General features: G+C 69.2%; 13 protein-coding genes. 10 read left to right on the forward strand and 3 right to left on the reverse strand.

The window, feature by feature from the left end; translation table 11 throughout:
• Nucleotides 1-86 precede the first annotated feature (86 nt).
• Nucleotides 87-845 carry a SurA N-terminal domain-containing protein gene (locus ACEVFP_RS13080; RefSeq protein ID WP_374999905.1) on the forward strand — a complete coding sequence of 253 codons (759 nt, stop codon included), beginning with the start codon at nt 87-89 and terminating at the stop codon, nt 843-845.
• A gap of 52 nt (nt 846-897) precedes the next feature.
• Nucleotides 898-1,944: an LLM class flavin-dependent oxidoreductase gene (locus ACEVFP_RS13085; RefSeq protein ID WP_374999906.1), complete on the forward strand. Its 1,047-nt coding sequence runs from the start codon at nt 898-900 to the stop codon at nt 1,942-1,944.
• A 9-nt stretch (nt 1,945-1,953) separates the two neighbouring features.
• On the opposite strand, the gene ACEVFP_RS13090 is transcribed toward ACEVFP_RS13085, so the two are convergent.
• The 3 genes from ACEVFP_RS13090 to ACEVFP_RS13100 all read right to left on the reverse strand — a co-directional run bounded on the left by ACEVFP_RS13090 (nt 1,954) and on the right by ACEVFP_RS13100 (nt 5,728).
• Nucleotides 1,954-2,928 (reverse strand): threonine/serine dehydratase, encoded by a 975-nt coding sequence (locus ACEVFP_RS13090; protein WP_374999907.1) that lies wholly within the window; start codon nt 2,926-2,928, stop codon nt 1,954-1,956.
• Between the two features lie 207 nt (nt 2,929-3,135).
• Nucleotides 3,136-4,956, reverse strand: a complete 1,821-nt coding sequence (locus tag ACEVFP_RS13095) for an AMP-binding protein (RefSeq protein WP_374999908.1) — start codon at nt 4,954-4,956, stop codon at nt 3,136-3,138.
• Nucleotides 4,949-5,728: an IclR family transcriptional regulator gene (locus ACEVFP_RS13100; RefSeq protein ID WP_374999909.1), complete on the reverse strand. Its 780-nt coding sequence runs from the start codon at nt 5,726-5,728 to the stop codon at nt 4,949-4,951. The genes ACEVFP_RS13095 and ACEVFP_RS13100 overlap by 8 nt, the downstream gene beginning before the upstream one ends.
• A gap of 191 nt (nt 5,729-5,919) precedes the next feature.
• Here ACEVFP_RS13100 and ACEVFP_RS13105 point away from each other — a divergent pair, with 191 nt between their 5' ends.
• From ACEVFP_RS13105 to ACEVFP_RS13140, 8 genes are all read left to right on the forward strand, one after another.
• On the forward strand, nt 5,920-6,831 hold the full coding sequence (locus tag ACEVFP_RS13105; RefSeq protein WP_374999910.1) for an ABC transporter ATP-binding protein: 912 nt from the start codon (nt 5,920-5,922) through the stop codon (nt 6,829-6,831).
• Entirely contained in the window at nt 6,824-8,827 is a 2,004-nt protein-coding gene (locus ACEVFP_RS13110) for an AMP-binding protein (RefSeq protein ID WP_374999911.1), read from the forward strand. Before ACEVFP_RS13105 ends, ACEVFP_RS13110 begins: the two co-directional genes overlap by 8 nt.
• Nucleotides 8,824-9,696 carry a branched-chain amino acid ABC transporter permease gene (locus ACEVFP_RS13115; protein WP_374999912.1) on the forward strand — a complete coding sequence of 291 codons (873 nt, stop codon included), beginning with the start codon at nt 8,824-8,826 and terminating at the stop codon, nt 9,694-9,696. The genes ACEVFP_RS13110 and ACEVFP_RS13115 overlap by 4 nt, the downstream gene beginning before the upstream one ends.
• A gap of 7 nt (nt 9,697-9,703) precedes the next feature.
• Nucleotides 9,704-10,768, forward strand: coding sequence for a branched-chain amino acid ABC transporter permease (locus tag ACEVFP_RS13120; protein ID WP_374999913.1), 1,065 nt, complete (start codon nt 9,704-9,706; stop codon nt 10,766-10,768).
• A gap of 42 nt (nt 10,769-10,810) precedes the next feature.
• On the forward strand, nt 10,811-11,998 hold the full coding sequence (locus ACEVFP_RS13125; protein ID WP_374999914.1) for an ABC transporter substrate-binding protein: 1,188 nt from the start codon (nt 10,811-10,813) through the stop codon (nt 11,996-11,998).
• A complete protein-coding gene (locus ACEVFP_RS13130) occupies nt 11,995-12,843 on the forward strand; it encodes an ABC transporter ATP-binding protein (RefSeq protein WP_374999915.1) in 849 nt (282 codons plus the stop codon). The genes ACEVFP_RS13125 and ACEVFP_RS13130 overlap by 4 nt, the downstream gene beginning before the upstream one ends.
• An 18-nt stretch (nt 12,844-12,861) precedes the next feature.
• A complete protein-coding gene (locus ACEVFP_RS13135; protein ID WP_374999916.1) occupies nt 12,862-14,076 on the forward strand; it encodes a phenylacetate--CoA ligase family protein in 1,215 nt (404 codons plus the stop codon).
• A gap of 85 nt (nt 14,077-14,161) precedes the next feature.
• Nucleotides 14,162-15,697, forward strand: a complete 1,536-nt coding sequence (locus tag ACEVFP_RS13140; RefSeq protein WP_374999917.1) for an acyl-CoA carboxylase subunit beta — start codon at nt 14,162-14,164, stop codon at nt 15,695-15,697.
• The last annotated feature ends 19 nt before the right edge of the window (nt 15,698-15,716 follow it).

Raw genomic sequence — 15,716 nt, forward strand, 5'->3', positions numbered from 1 at the left:
CTGATCTGGTCGTCGGATCGGGGCGGCCTCCCTCCTCAGGTGCCGGTTGCTAGCGTCCGGCGAGTACCTGATGAAGAGGAGTTTGTGTGTCCACTGCGATGAAGACCGTTGCCGCTGCCGTGGCAGCCGTGCTCGTGCTGACCGGTATCGCCGCCGCCAGTGGTGCCTTCAACGGCATCTTCGACGGAGGCGACGACACGTCGGCCGAGGAGGCGCCCGCTGAGGGCGAGCCCGACCTGCGGGGCATCCCCGACGTCGTGGCCGTCGTCAATGACGAGGAGATCAGCAAGGACGACTTCGTCATGGCGTATGAGAACCAGTTCCAGCAGCAGCAGATGCAGGCCCAGATGTCCGGCGAGCCGGTCGACCAGGACGCCCTGAAGCAGCAGACGGCCGAGGGACTGGTGGGCAACACCCTCCTGCTGCAGGAGGCCGAGCGTCGCGACATCGACGCCTCGGACAAGGTGGTCGACGACCTCCTGGCGGACTACGCCGAGCAGAGCGGCGCCGAGTCGCCCGAGGCCTACCTCGAGACACTCGAGCAGCAGGGGCTGGAGGAGGACGAGGCCCGCTCCCAGCTCGCCGACCAGGCCCGGCTCGACGAGCTGCTCGCCGAGGAGGGAGGCGATGACAAGCCCAGCGAGGAGGAGCTCAAGGCGCTCTACGACCAGGTCGTCGCCCAGCAGGAGCAGGCACCTCAGGGCGAGGGCGAGCAGGAGACGCCCTCCTTTGAGGAGATGCGCCCTCAGCTGGAGGAGCAGGCCGCCAGCCAGAAGGAGGGTGAGGTCGCCCAGGCCCTCATCGAGAAGCTGCGTGAGGAAGCCGACGTCGAGATCAGGCTCTGACCCGACCGACTCCTGAGGGAATATTCAAAGTTCAACCATCCTTGACGCAGGCATGGAGACCTTGGACACGCAGAAGCGGAGCACAAAGAAGATCGGGTTCCTGTCCTTCGGCCACTGGTCCGCGTCGCCCCACTCGGCGACGCGGACTGCGGCCGACGTGCTGCACCAGTCGATCGAGCTGGCCGAGGCCGTGGAGGACCTCGGTGCCGATGGTGCGTACTTCCGGGTGCACCACTTCGCCCAGCAGCTGGCCTCACCCTTCCCGCTGCTCGCGGCGATCGGCGCACGCACCGAACGCATCGAGATCGGCACCGGTGTCATCGACATGCGCTACGAGAACCCCCTGTACATGACCGAGGACGCCGGGGCGGCCGACGTCATCGCCGGGGGCCGGCTGCAGCTCGGCATCAGCCGGGGATCACCGGAGCAGGTCATTGACGGCTACCAGTACTTCGGTCATGTGCCGCAGGAGGGCGAGAACGACGCCGACATGGCACGGCGTCACACGGCGATCTTCCTGGACCAGCTGCGCGGCGAGGGCTTCGCCGAGCCCAACCCGCGCCCGATGTTCCCCAACCCGCCCGGGCTGCTGCGCCTGGAGCCACACTCCCCCGGCCTGCGCGAGCGCATCTGGTGGGGAGCCGGCTCACGCGACACCGCTGAGTGGACGGCACAGCAGGGCATGAACCTGATGAGCTCCACACTGCTCACCGAGGACACCGGCGTGCCGTTCCACCAGCTGCAGGCCGAGCAGGTACGACGCTTCCGCGACGCCTGGTCGGCGGCCGGGCACCAGTGGGAGCCGCGCGTCTCGGTGAGCCGCAGCATCTTCCCCCTCGTCGACGACCGCGACCGCGCCTACTTCGGCGGCTCCGGCAGCGAGGACCAGGTCGGCTTCCTGGAAGGCGGCAAGGCGCGCTTCGGCAAGACGTATGCCGCCGAGCCGGACGTCATCGTCCAGCAGCTCGCCGAGGACGAGGCGGTGGCCGCTGCGGACACTCTCCTGCTCACGGTGCCCAACCAGCTGGGCGTCGACTACAACGCCCACGTCATGGAGAGCATCGTGAAGCACGTGGCACCGGAGCTCGGCTGGCGCTGAGCCCGACGGTCAGCCGGCGCTGACCACCGCGGCGAACAGAACTGGATCGACGTTGCCGCCGCTGAGCACGAGCACCGTCGTGCGGTCCCGCAGCGGCAGCCGACCTGCCAGGGCGGCGGCCAGGGGCGTCGCACCGCCCGGTTCGACCACCAGCTTGAGCGTGCCGAAGGCCACCCGCATGGCACGACGGACCTCGTCGTCGTCCACCACCAGGCCCGTGACCCGGTTCTCGCGGAGCACGGGGAAGGTGAGCTCCCCGGGTGACGGCGCCTGCAGCGCGTCGCAGATCGTGCTGCCTCCGGGTTCGTTGGCGACACGTTCACCCTGACGCAGCGACCGGGTGACGTCGTCGAACCCGGCTGGCTCCACCACGTGCACGTCCGCCGCGCTCGAGGCCGCGTGGACGGCCGTCGCGACCCCGGAGGCCAGCCCACCTCCGCTGGCCGCGACCGCCACGGCGTCGGGCACGAGACCCCGCTCGGCCGCCTGCTCCATCAGCTCCAGACCCACCGTTCCCTGCCCGGCCATGATCGCGGGATCGTCGAACGGTCGGACGATCACCGCGCCGCGCTCGTGGGCGATGGCACCACCGATCTCCTCGCGGCTCTCCCCGAGGCGGTCGTAGGTGACGATCTCGGCCCCGGCAGCGCGGGCCCCGTCGATCTTCGGCGCTGGCGCGTCGGCGGGCATGACGATCGTGGCGCGCACTCCGAGAAGACGAGAGACGGTCGCCACGGCGAGCGCATGGTTGCCCGAGGACCACGCGACGATCCCGCGCTCCCGCTCCTGCGCACTGAGCTGCAGGATGCGGTTGAGCGCACCTCGGACCTTGAACGATCCCGAACGCTGCAAGCACTCCGCCTTGATGAGCACCCGCCCACCGACGAGCTCGTCCAGGGCGTGGGAGTGCAGCAGCGGTGTCCGCACGGCGTACGGACCGATCCGCTCGGCGGCCGCCCTGACGTCGTCGATCGTCAGCGTCATGGGCACTGCGTCGTCTGCCGTCCCGGTCCCGGCTCCCTTGCCTCCAGCGGCGCACCCTCGCAGCACGGCCGGATGTATCCACACCGGTCACAGCGCGAGTGCGAGGTCTCCCACCGCATGATCGTTCCGCAGTTGTCACACTCCATGGCGTCCGGATCCCTCCTCGCTCCAGCCTCGTCCCAGGGGTAGGGAACCCCTGGCAGGACACTATCGGCCCGCGGCGGCAAGAAGCTGTTCCCACGTGACCCGACGCGGCGATCCCGCGCGGTCGGCGGTGGCCAGGGTGGCGATGGCCCGGGCACGCTCGGCACGCCCCAGCTCGTCGCCGAACCGATCGACCACCAGCACGGCACGGGGCCGCGCCAGACCACCCATGACCTCCCGGACCGCCTCCATCAGCTCCACGGCGACGGCGTCCAGGTCCGGGTCGGAGCCGGCGTCATCACTGAGCGAGACGGCCGCGACCAACGAACGGCCGAGCTCTGGATCCTTGCGCCAGCTCACCTCGGCCCGCTCGACGTAGGGGTGCTCGGCCAGCACCTCACTCACCTCGCGCAAGGACACCAGCTGTCCGGAGATCGACACGACGTCGTCGGCGCGTCCCAGGAAGGACACTGATCCATCGCCGTGGCGCACCGCCAGGTCCCCGGTGGAGTACACACCGGGGTGGCGCGTCCAGTGGGACTCCGTCACTGCGGCCTGCGGTCCCTCGACGCCGACCATGGTTCCCGCCCACGGGCGGCGCAGCACCACCTCTCCGACGCTCTCGTCCGGCACCGGCTCACCGTCGTCGTCGACGATGTCCAGGCCGCAGTCGGGCATCGGGTCGGGAGCGTCGGCATCCAGTCCGGTGACCCGGACGATCCCGCCCAGCTCCAGCTGTCCCCACGCATCAGCCACCTCCAGGTCGCCGGCACCCAGGGCGTCGACGAGCCAGCGTCCCAGCTCCTCCTCGACGGGCTCGCCGGCCGTCACGACCCGACGCAGCGAGGGAACGGCCGAGACCTCCGGCATCTCCCGGGCCCAGCCGCGCATCGTGCGCACCACGGACAGGCTGGTCAGCATCGATTCCACTTCGTAGCGGGCGATGATGTCCCAGGCCCGCTCGTGATCGGGCACGTCCAGGGTCCCCTCGTACATCACCGTGGTGTCGCCGCACGCCAGCGGTCCGTAGATGCCATGGAACTGGGTCACCGCCCAGGAGATGTCACCGGCACACCAGAACACACCGCCGGTCCGGAGACGACGGTGGACGGCGACGGCACTGGCCAGCATGGCGGCCGTGCCTTGCACGATCGATGCCGGGTACCCACCCTTGTTGGCCAACGGCACGGTGGCGATCGGATGATCTGCGGCGACCGCCCTCGGCGACGGACCGCCCGGGCCGTGGCCGGGACGGGTGGCGGCCACCACGTCGTGGTACCACCGGTCGCCCTCGAACCACGCCACGTCCATCCCGGTGCGTCGCACGACGATGGTGTGCTCGATGCTGCCGCCGGCCGACAAGGCATCGTCGGCCCGCGCCTTCAGCGGCAGCACCGTCCCGTGCCGCCAGGCGCCGTCCTGGGTGAACAACACCTTCAGGTCCAGCAGATCGAGCCGGTCGGCCAGGGGCGCGACCGGGAGCGGCGCCGGAAGCACGGTGTGCACGGCGCCGATACGGGCACAGGCCAGCATCGCCACGACCGTCTCCGGGAGCCACCCCAGGTGCAGTCCGACCCGGTCGCCCGGTCCCACACCCATGCCGTGCAGCGACCGGGAGAGCGCCACCACCTGCTCGTGCAGCTCGGCATAGGTCATCGAGCGGCGATCTCCGGGCTCACCCTCCCAGTGCAGGGCAACCTGGTCCCCCCGTTCCGCGAGGTGCCGGTCGAGACAGTTGACCGCCAGGTTCAAGGTGGCGCCGTCGAACCAGTGTCCCGAGCGCGCACCGGGCGCCCACAGCCGCGAGCACGGCGTCTCGAACGTCATCTGGTCGACGACCTCGGCCCATGCCTCGGAGGGTCGGGGGTCCATCTGCTCAGCCATGGCCCAAGGTTCTCCCGGCGGCCCGGGCCGCACGGCCCAGATGCACGGCGACCCAGGCGACGTGCTCGGCGTCCTCGGGGTCGTCGATGTTGGCGGCGAGCGCAGCCACCGTGGTTCCCTGGCCGTCGACGAGCGGAACAGCCACCTCGGCCGGCAGGGTCGCGTCATCGGGCGCCAGGGCCAGATGGTCGGCTGCTGCCCACTCGGCCCGCTGCCCCTGGGCCTCGGCGACCACCCGGTCGTCGGCGGCGGCCTGGTCCAGGACGCGATCCCACTCCTCATCCTCGGCGCGTGCCGCGAGCAGTCGTCCGCCGGCGTGGGCCAGTGCCGAGCTGACGCGATGGGTGTCGCGGTAGGGGCTGCGGTCACCGCCATCGACCCGGTCCACGTAGACGACCTGCCCACGCACCAGCGTCTGCACGTGGATGGTGCAACCGAGCTGGTCGCGAAGCTGCGACAAGTAGGGCCCGAGTGCCCCGAGCAGCGGCAGCCGCGCCAGATAGTGGTTGGACAACCGGGTCAGCTCCGGGCCGAGACCGTAGCGCGAGGATCGGGTGTCCTGCACCACCAGGTCGGCCAGCACCAGGGAGCGAAGCAGCCGGTGGACCGTGGGGATCGACATCCCGGACCGCTCGGCAAGGTCGGTGAGCTGCTGGTAGGCCGGGCCCTCCGCGAGCAGCTCCAGCAATCGGACCGCGTTGCGGACCGTCCCCAGGCCACCACGACCTGCGGTGGAACGGGCCTGCGACCCGGTTGCGGCCTCCGCGCTCATCGGACTCCCTTCGGCGGTTGATAGCGCTGCGCTCCACACCCTACCTTTCAGAAGAAGTGATCAGCGAATCACAGTTCGTCAATCTCTTCCGACTAAAAGTCTTGCATTCCACATAGTGAAAACCTATGGTCAGGGCTCAGAGAGATTCACCACACCGAATCCAGCCCGCCCCGAATCCAAGGAGTGCCCCGTTGCTCAGTAGGGCGTACCAACACTCGCTTCGCGGCAGCAACCTGCCCCCGGGCGAACCGCTGCTCGACGTCGATCAGATCTCCCTGCGGTTCGGAGGCGTCAAGGCGCTGACCGACATCTCCTTCACCGTCCTGGAAGGACACGTGCACGCGGTCATCGGGCCCAACGGTGCCGGCAAGTCCTCGCTGCTCAACTGCATCAGCGGTCTCTACCGTCCACAGCAGGGCCGGGCTCAGCTGCGGACCGCCGCCCCGCGGGATGACGGCGAGCCCGCAGACGTGCGCCTGCACACGCTGACCAGGCTCGCCCCCCACAGGATCGCCCGCCTCGGGGTGGCTCGGTCGTTCCAGAACATCGAGCTGTTCTCGCACCTGACCGTGCTGGAGAACCTGATGCTCGGCCGGCACGTCCACATGAGCCACAGCGTGCTGAAGTCCATGCTCTGGTTCGGACCGGCTCGCAGCCAGGAGATCGGGCACCGGCAGCTGGTCGAGGAGGTCGTCGACCTGCTGCAGCTGCAGGCGTACCGAACCACTCCGGTCTCGGCGCTCGCCTACGGCATCCAGAAGCGGGTCGAGCTGGGGCGGGCCCTGTGCCTGCAGCCGGCCCTCCTGCTGCTCGATGAGCCGATGGCCGGGATGAACGCCGACGAGAAGGAGGACATGGCCCGCTACATCCTCGATGTGCACGAGCTCGCCGGCGTCACCGTCGTGCTGATCGAGCACGACATGGCGGTGGTGATGGACATCTCCGACCGGGTCAGCGTGCTCGACTTCGGCGCGCTGATCGCCGACGGCACCCCCGCAGAGGTCAAGTCCGACCCCGCCGTGATCGAGGCCTACCTCGGATCGGAGGAGCAGGTCGACGTGACCGAGACGACCGGAACTGCAGGAGGGAGTGACCGTGGCTGAGCGCATCCCGGGCGACACCTTCCCGCGGCTCCTGGAGGACCTGGCGACTCATCGCCCGGGCGACGTCGCGATGCAGGAGAAGCGCTACGGCATCTGGCAGCCGCTCAGCTGGGCCGACTACGCCGCACGCGTGCGCGACGTGGCGCACGGCTTCGCCGCCCTCGGCATCGAGCGCGGGGAGGTCATCGCCGTCCTCGGGGACAACCGCCCGGAGTGGCTGATCGCCGAGTTGGCCGCGCAGGGCCTGGGTGCCGCGGTCGTGGGGATCTATCCGACCTCGATCGGCGACGAGCTGCGCCACATCCTGACCACCGCCCGCAGCAGGGTCGTGGTCGCCGAGGACCAGGAGCAGGTCGACAAGCTGCTGCGACTGCTCTCGGAGGAGGCGCCCGACGACGGCGAACCCCTGCTGGTCGAGCGGATCGTCTACTACGACCCGCACGGCCTGGAGACCTACACCGACCAGAGCCTGTTGGACTTCACGGACCTCGAGGCCCAGGGGCGAGACTGGGGCGCCACCCACGACGGCTGGTACGAGGAGCAGATCGCCGCGGGCAGCCCGCAGGACGTCGCCGTCATCTGCACGACCTCGGGCACCACCTCCAAGCCCAAGCTGGGCGAGCTCTCCCACGAGAACCTGCTGGTGATGGCCAAGCACCTGACCGAGATCGACCCGATCCGGCCGAAGGACCGCTACGTCTCGTTCCTTCCCCTGGCCTGGATCGGCGAGCAGATGCTCGCGGTGGCCTGTGGCTTGCTGCACGGGCTGACGCTGTCCTTCCCCGAGGAGGCCGCCACCCAACGCACCGACCTGCGCGAGATCGGGCCGGACGTGATGTTCTCACCGCCACGGATCTGGGAGTCGATGCTCTCCGACATCCAGGTCCGGATCGACGAAGCCGGTTGGCTCAAGCGCACGGTGTTCGGCTGGGGGTACGACATCGGCGACCGGGTCGCCGCCATGCGTGTCACCGGCAACAAGCCCGGCCCGATGCTGGCCCTGACGCACAAGCTGGCCGATGCCGTGGCCACCCGGCCGGTTCGCGACCAGCTCGGACTGGCCCGCATCCGCCGCTGCTACACCGGTGGCGCCCCGCTCGGGCCCGACGTGTTCCGCTTCTTCCACGCCATCGGGGTCAATCTCAAGCAGATCTACGGACAGACCGAGATCTGCGGCATCGCCGTGGTGCACCGCGACGACGACGTGCCGTTCAACACCGTCGGCGTCCCCATCCCCGGCACCGAGCTGCGGATCCGTGACGACGGAGAGATCCTGCTCCGCTCCGCCTCGGTCTTCCGGGGCTACCACCGTCAGCCGGAGGAGACCGCTGCGACGATCGACCCGGAGGGGTGGCTCCACACCGGGGATGCGGGATACCTGGACGAGGGCGGGCACCTCGTGGTCATCGACCGGGCCAAGGACGTGCTCACCGCACCAGACGGCACGCGGTACTCCAGTGCCTTCATCGAGAACAAGCTCAAGTTCTCTCCGTACGTCGAGGAGGCCGTGGTCTTCCCGCCCGACGACGCCGGCGACGGCGAGGACGCCGCGGGCATGACCGCCCTGATCACCCTCGACCCGGCCACCGTCGGCTCCTGGGCCGAGCACGAGCGACTCAACTACACGACGTACACCGATCTCGCGGCCAAGCCCGAGGTGTACGAGCTGATCGCCGAGGAGGCCACCCGCGCCAACGAGGATCTGCCAGAAGGCATCCGACTGCGTCGATTCGTCCTCCTGCACAAGCAGCTGGACCCCGACGACGACGAGATCACCCGCACCCGCAAGGTGCGCCGCACGGTGATCGCCGACCGGTACGCCGACATCATCGACGCGCTGCGCCGGTCCGCTGCCGCCGTGCGGATCAGCAGCCAGGTCACCTACCAGGACGGCTCCACCGTGAATCGCGACTTCGACCTGAGGATCTTCGACCTGACCACCTATGCGATCCCGAAGGGGCGGGACCGCCGACCCGTCTGGAGTGGACGCCGATGACCACCTTCATCAGCCTGCTCGCCTACGGGCTCGCCGACGGCGCCCTGCTGGCCCTCGCGGCACTGGGCTTCGTCCTGATCTACAAGGCGACCGGCGTGATCAACTTCGCCCACGGGGAGTTCCTCCTCGTCGGCGCCTACATGTTCTACACGGCGTTCGTCATCTTCGGGCTGCCCCTGATCGGTGCCGTCGTGCTCAGCGTGGCGGTGGCCACCTCGATCGGTGTCCTCGTCGAGCGGCTGATCCTGCGGCCGATGGTCGGGGAGAGTGCGATCAGCATCATCATGGTCACCATCGGCCTGTCCGCCCTGCTCAACGCACTGGTGCAGATGTTCTACGGCACCGCCCCCAAGTCCCAGCCCGCGATCCTGCCGACCGGGTCCGTCAACGTCCTGGGGGCCAGCCTGCCGACCAACCGGCTCCTGGTCATCGTGATCGCCGCGATCGTGCTGACCGCGTTCACCGTCTTCTTCCGCCGTTCCCGGCACGGCATCGCCATGCGTGCGGTGGCAGACGGACAGCAGGCCGCGATGACGGTGGGCATCTCCGTGCGCCGGATCTTCGCCCTGGCCTGGGCCCTGGCCGCCGTGAGCGCACTCATCGCCGGTGTCCTCCTCGGCGAGATCTCCTCGGTCAACCAGAACATCGCCGCCTTCGGCCTGCTGGTCTTCCCGGTCGTCATTCTCGGCGGACTCGACTCGGTGCCCGGCACCATCGTCGGCGGCCTGTTCATCGGGCTGCTCAAGCAGTTCACGTCCGGGTACCTGGACCCCGGCCTGTCCACCGTGATCCCGTACGTCGCACTCGTCCTGATCCTCCTGGTCCGGCCGTACGGCATCTTCGGCGAAAAACGAATCGAGAGGGTGTGAGGTGACGATGGCAGCCACAGCAACCGGCATCCACCACCGCAGCTACGCCTCGGAGCTACGGCTGCGTGCCACGAAGTCAGAGTACGTCCGGCTCGCCCTGGTGACGGCAGTCCTGATTGCCGCCCCGTTCATCCTCGACAACTACTGGCTCTCGATCGCCAACACCACCCTGATCGCCGTGATCGGCGCCGTCGGACTCAACATCCTGGTCGGCTACACCGGGCAGATCTCCCTGGGACAGGGCGGATTCCTGGCCGTCGGCGCGTACAGCTCGGCGATCCTGTCCGACCGGATGGCGATGCCGACGCCGCTGGCCATCGCGTTCGCCGTGATCCTCACGGCGATCGTCGGCACCTTCTTCGGGCTGCCGGGGTTGCGGCTGAAGGGCCTCTACCTGGCGATCGCCACCCTCGCCAGCCAGATGATCATCGAGTTCGTCATCCGCCGCTGGGACTGGCTGACCGAAGGCCACGGCTACCTCAACGTCGAACGGCTCCAGGTCGGCGGGTTCCAGGTCGGCGGCCGCGAGGTCTTCGAGCTCCAGTGGTACTGGATCCTCCTGGTCCTGGCCGTACTGACCGTTCTCTCGGCCCGCAACCTGTTCAGGACCGGTCTCGGCCGTTCGTTCATGGCAGTGCGCGACCAGGACATCGCAGCCGAGGCGATCGGGGTGAACGTGACGCGCGCCAAGCTGACCGCATTCGCCGTGTCGTCCGGGTTCGTCGGGCTGGCCGGCGCGCTGACCGCGCACTACAGCGAGGTCGTCTCCTGGGAGAAGTTCACCCTGGACGTCTCGATCCTCTACCTCGCGATGATCATCGTCGGCGGGCTCGGCAGCATCGCAGGTGCCGTCTACGGCGCCATCTTCGTCTCCCTGCTTCCCGTGGTGATCCGCAGCATCGCCAACGCCGGCGAGGGCGTGGTCCCGTTCCTGTCCGACCAGCTGCCCGCCATACAGAACGCGGTGTTCGGCCTGGTCATCATCGCGTTCCTGATCTTCGAACCGCGGGGACTGAACCGCATCTGGCAACGCATGAAGGACTACATCCGATTCTGGCCGTTCCGCTACTAGGTCCTGTCACCCCCACACGACCAGGCAACCGAAGGAGACACCATGTTCACCAAGACCCGTTCCGTCGCCGTGGCGCTCGGCGCCACGACGGCTCTCGTCCTGTCCGCCTGCGGCGGCGAGGGCGACACCGATGAGTCGATCCCGATCGGCATCATCGCCGACCTCACCGGCGCCACCGGTGACGTCGGCACGCCGTACAACCAGGGAATGCTCGCCTACATCGACTGGCGCAACGCCAACGGCGGGGTCGAGGGCCGGATGCTCGAGCCACGGTCCGACGACTACGCCTACGAGGTCCCCCAGGCCGAGGAGCTGTACAAGGAGTACGTCAACGACGGTGTCGTCGCCATTCAGGGCTGGGGCACCGGAGACACCGAGGCCTTGTCGGGCGCGATCGGCAACGACGAGCTTCCCTTCATGTCCGGGAGCTTCGCCGAGCCGCTCACCGACCCCGAGGACGCGCCGTACAACTTCGTCGTCGCCCCGACCTACTCCGACCAGATGCGCATCGCGCTGAACTGGATCAACGAGGACTCCGGCGGTGACGGCGAGGTCGCGGTGTTCCACCACGACAGCCCGTTCGGCACGGCTCCCCTGGCCGACGGCGAGACGTGGGTCCAGGATCAGGGCTACGACCTGGGCTACCAGACCTATGCGATGCCCGACGGTTCGGCCAACTACGTCGGTCTGCTCTCCCAGGCGCAGTCCCAGGGCGCGGAGTACATCGTCGTGCAGAACACGGCATCGGCCCCCGGACAGGTCGCCCAGGACATCGCGGCACAGGACCTCGACATGAAGATCGTCTGCCTGAACTGGTGCGCGAACGACCTGTTCATCGACACCGCCGGCGTCGAGGCCGCCGAGGGGCACGTCCTGATCCAGCCTTTCGCCCCGATGAGCGCCGAGAAGGACGGTCACGACGTCATCCGCGAGTACGTGCAGGAGCAGGACGGCGACCCCGACGAGATCGGCACCTCCTACGTCCAAGGCTGGTACGTGATGCACGTGATGGCCGAGGGGATGGCACACACCCTGGCTGAGGGCGAGGAGCTCACCGGGCCGAACCTGCGCGCGTCCCTGGAGACGATGGGTCCCATCGACACCGGTGGTGTCGTCGGTGAGGGCGTCGTGGAGTTCACCGAGGACAGTCACCGCGGCTCCGTCGGTGCCGGCGTCTACGAGGCCCAGGACGGCGAGATGGTGGAGATCGAGGAGAGCGCCACACCATGACGCCTGAGTCCCACCCGGTGGCCCCGTCGGCGGCCCACACCGCCGACGGGGGGACCATGCTCGCCCTGAACAACGTCGAGGTCATCTACGACGAGGTGATCCTGGTGCTCCGCGGCCTGTCCCTGGTCGTTCCCGAAGGGTCGATCATCGCCCTGCTCGGGTCCAACGGGGCCGGGAAGTCGACGACGCTCAAGGCGGTCTCCGGCCTGCTGCCCAGCGAGCACGGCGAGGTGACCGACGGCACGGTGATGTTCCGCGACCAGGACATCACCCGGATGGACGCGGCGAGGCGGGTCAACCACGGGATGAGCCTGTGCATGGAGGGGCGGCACGTCTTCGAGCACCTCACGGTGGCCGAGAACCTGATCGCCGGCGCCTACACGCAGCCACGGAGCCAGACCTCGGAGTCCCTCGATGAGGTCTATGAGTTCTTCCCCAAGCTGGCCGAGCTGCGTCAGCGGACCGCCGGCTACCTCTCCGGGGGCGAGCAGCAGATGCTGGCGATCGGCCGGGCCCTGATGGCGCGGCCCACGCTGCTGATGCTGGACGAGCCGTCGTTGGGTCTGGCCCCGCTCCTGGTCCGCGAGATGTTCGGCTACATCAAGCGGCTCAACGTCGAGCGCGGCCTGACCGTGCTGGTCGTGGAGCAGAATGCCCGCCGCGCCCTCGAGGTGGCCGATCACGGCTACATCATGGAGCAGGGACGGATCGTGCTCGAGGGGTCGGCAGCGGAGCTGCAGGCCAACCCCGACGTCAAGGAGTTCTACCTGGGCGTCGGCGAAGAAGGCGGCGGCAAGAGCTACCGCGACGTCAAACACTACAAGCGGCGCAAGCGCTGGCTGTAGCACGCCAAGGAGCGAGTCATGTCCATTGATGCTGCCCTCGACGCGTACCTGCGCGACGGACTGGAGGACGCAGTGGTCGACCTGGTGCGCCAGGCCGCCGAGGTTCCCGGATTCGCCGCCCGGCTCAAGGCGGCAGGGATGGAACCGACCGCCGTGCGGTCCGTCGCCGACCTGTCCGCACTGCCTGTCCTGCCCAAGGATCAGGTCATCGGCCTGCAGCGCGAGCAGCCACCGTTCGGGGGCGTCCTGGCCGAGGGCGCAGAGGTTGTCCGGGTCTTCCAGTCACCCGGTCCTCTCTATGAGCCCCAGCTCGCCGGCGCCGACAGCTGGCGCTGGGGCCAGGTCCTGGCCGACATGGGCGTCGGTCCCGGGGACACGGTGCTGAACTGCTTCGGGTACCACCTCTCCCCGGCCGGGGCGATGATGGAGGAAGGGGCACGGGCCGTCGGGGCCCGAGTCCTGCCCGGCGGCATCGGCAATCTCGACCTCCAGGTGCAGGCGATCGCCGACCTGGGCCTCACGGCCTACGTCGGGCTGCCGAGCTACCTGAAGTCGTTGATCGAGCGTTTCCACGAGGCCGGGCATCCAGCTCAGAGCTGGCGGCTGGAGCGTGCCATGGTCACGGCAGAACCGATGCCGGACACGCTGCGCGTACTGCTGTCGGAACATGTCGGCACGGTGCGGATGGCCTACGGCACGGGCGAGACCGGTCTCCTGGCCTATGAGAACGGCGACGGTGCCGCGATGGTGCTGGCCGATGGCGTGCTGGTGCAGGTGTGTGACATCGCCAGCGGTGAACCGATCACTGACGACACCGAGGGCGAGGTGGTCGTGACCGTCCTGCGGCCGGACTATCCGCTGGCGCGGTTCGGCACCGGCGACGTGTCCGGCTGGACGCTCGGCCCGGACGGCTCCCTGCGTCTGCGGGGCGTGCTGGGCCGCACGGGCTCGGCAGTGAAGGTGAAGGGCATGTTCCTGCACCCGGCGCAGGTGACCTCGGTGATGGACACCCTGCCGCAGGTCGCGGACTACCGCTTCGTGATCGGACGAGTCGATCACCGCGACACCCTGCGGTGCGAGGTGGTGGCCGAGCCCGGCGCCGATCTCGACGCGCTGGTCGCCGCGGTGGGCGAGCGCGTGCGCGAGGGTCTGCGGTTCCGTGCCGACGTTGTGCCTGTCGAGACCCTGACCGAGGGCGACGGGCCCCTGGTGGACACTCGAGACTGGAGCTGAGCCCCGCCCCTGTGCGGGCTCGACGCCACGGTGTCGACGTCCGCCCGGTCCACCGCCTCCGGTCGGCGCTTGGCAGGATCAGGCCATGAGCATCCGACCCGAGCTGCTGGAGGTGCTCGCACGGCGGGCCCTCACCGAGGACACCGCCCGCCCGGAGGCCGTCAAGGCGCTCCACGAGCGCGGCGGCCGCACCGCACGCGAGCACGTCGCCGACCTCATCGACCCGGGGTCGTTCGTGGAGTACGGCCGGTACGTGACCGCGGCGCAGGAGGACCGGCGCAGCCTCGACGACCTGCTGGACCGCACGGTCGCCGACGGCATCGTCGGTGGAATGGCCACGATCGACGGCCACCCGTGCGCCGTGCTGTCCTATGACTACCTCGTCATGGCCGGGACCCAGGGCATGCGCGGCCACCACAAGACGGACCGCCTCCTCGACGTCATCGAGCGGCTCGGGCTGCCGACGGTGTTCTTCGCCTCCGGCGGTGGTGGCCGGCCCGGTGACACCGACATCCCGCTCGTGTCGGCGCTCGACGTCACCACCTTCGCTGCCTGGGCGCGACTGTCCGGGCGGGTGCCCCGCATCGCCGTCGTCGACGACAACTGCTTCGCCGGCAATGCCGTCATCGCCGGCTGCTCCGACCTCGTCGTCGCCACCGGCGGCTCGTCACTCGGCATGGGCGGGCCGGCGATGATCGCCGGCGGCGGACTCGGCGAGGTGGCCGCCGCCGAGGTCGGGCCGTTGGAGACCATGACGGCCAACGGGGTGGTGGACGTCGCCTGCGACGACGACTCCGCCGTCGACGTCGCACGGGAGCTGCTCGGGTACTTCCTCGGTCGTCGTGAGGAGTGGACGGCACCCGACCAGGCTCCGCTGCGTGATGCCGTGCCCGAGGGTGAGCGACGCGCCTACGACGTCGCGCCGATCGTGCAGACCCTGTGTGACGAGGACTCCGTGACGTGGCTCCGACCGGACTTCGCGCCCGAGCTGGCGACCGCGCTCGGACGCATCGAAGGACGGACCGTGGGCATCATCGCCAACGACACCCGGCACACCGCCGGTGCGATCACCGCCGACGCCGGTGACAAGGTGGCCAGGCTGCTCCAGCTGTGCGACGCCCATGGCTTCGCCGTCCTGTCGCTCGTCGACACCCCCGGGATGATGGTCGGTGTCGAGGCGGAGCGGACCGCTCTGGTGCGCCACACCTCCCGGGTCCTCGTGGCCGGAGCCTCGCTGCAGGTGCCGATGATCGGGGTCGTCCTGCGCCGCGCCTACGGATTGGGCGCCCAGGCGATGCTCGGCGGCGGTACGCACGAGCCACTCATGACCCTTGCGTGGCCGGGCGCTCACCTCGGCGCGATGGGCCTGGAGGGCGCGGTCCGCCTGGCGATGCGCAAGGAGCTCCAGGCCATCGAGGACGAGGAAGAGCGTGAGCAGCAGGTGCGCGAGCTGACCGCACAGGCCCAGACCCACGCTGCGGCCCTCAACGTGGCTCGGCACTTCGAGATCGATGACGTCATCGATCCCGCCGAGACCCGAGGCATCGTCGCCCGGCTGCTCGAGGCCGCCGATGTCGACGGCCGCCTGACTGGGAGTGGTCGCACCGTCGACGTGTGGTGAGGCTCTCGCCCGGAACGCT

The organism is Aeromicrobium sp. CTD01-1L150 (assembly GCF_041951745.1).
Classification (GTDB): Bacteria; Actinomycetota; Actinomycetes; order Propionibacteriales; family Nocardioidaceae; genus Aeromicrobium.

Bases quoted from the DNA above. Each gene is read 5' to 3' on its own strand.
- ACEVFP_RS13085 (WP_374999906.1), top strand. From the start codon at position 898: ATGGAGACCTTGGACACGCAGAAGCGGAGCACAAAGAAGATCGGGTTC.
- ACEVFP_RS13090 (WP_374999907.1), bottom strand. From the start codon at position 2,928: ATGACGCTGACGATCGACGACGTCAGGGCGGCCGCCGAGCGGATCGGT.
- ACEVFP_RS13095 (WP_374999908.1), bottom strand. From the start codon at position 4,956: ATGGCTGAGCAGATGGACCCCCGACCCTCCGAGGCATGGGCCGAGGTC.
- ACEVFP_RS13100 (WP_374999909.1), bottom strand. From the start codon at position 5,728: ATGAGCGCGGAGGCCGCAACCGGGTCGCAGGCCCGTTCCACCGCAGGT.
- ACEVFP_RS13115 (WP_374999912.1), top strand. From the start codon at position 8,824: ATGACCACCTTCATCAGCCTGCTCGCCTACGGGCTCGCCGACGGCGCC.
- ACEVFP_RS13120 (WP_374999913.1), top strand. From the start codon at position 9,704: ATGGCAGCCACAGCAACCGGCATCCACCACCGCAGCTACGCCTCGGAG.
- ACEVFP_RS13125 (WP_374999914.1), top strand. From the start codon at position 10,811: ATGTTCACCAAGACCCGTTCCGTCGCCGTGGCGCTCGGCGCCACGACG.
- ACEVFP_RS13130 (WP_374999915.1), top strand. From the start codon at position 11,995: ATGACGCCTGAGTCCCACCCGGTGGCCCCGTCGGCGGCCCACACCGCC.
- ACEVFP_RS13135 (WP_374999916.1), top strand. From the start codon at position 12,862: ATGTCCATTGATGCTGCCCTCGACGCGTACCTGCGCGACGGACTGGAG.
- ACEVFP_RS13140 (WP_374999917.1), top strand. From the start codon at position 14,162: ATGAGCATCCGACCCGAGCTGCTGGAGGTGCTCGCACGGCGGGCCCTC.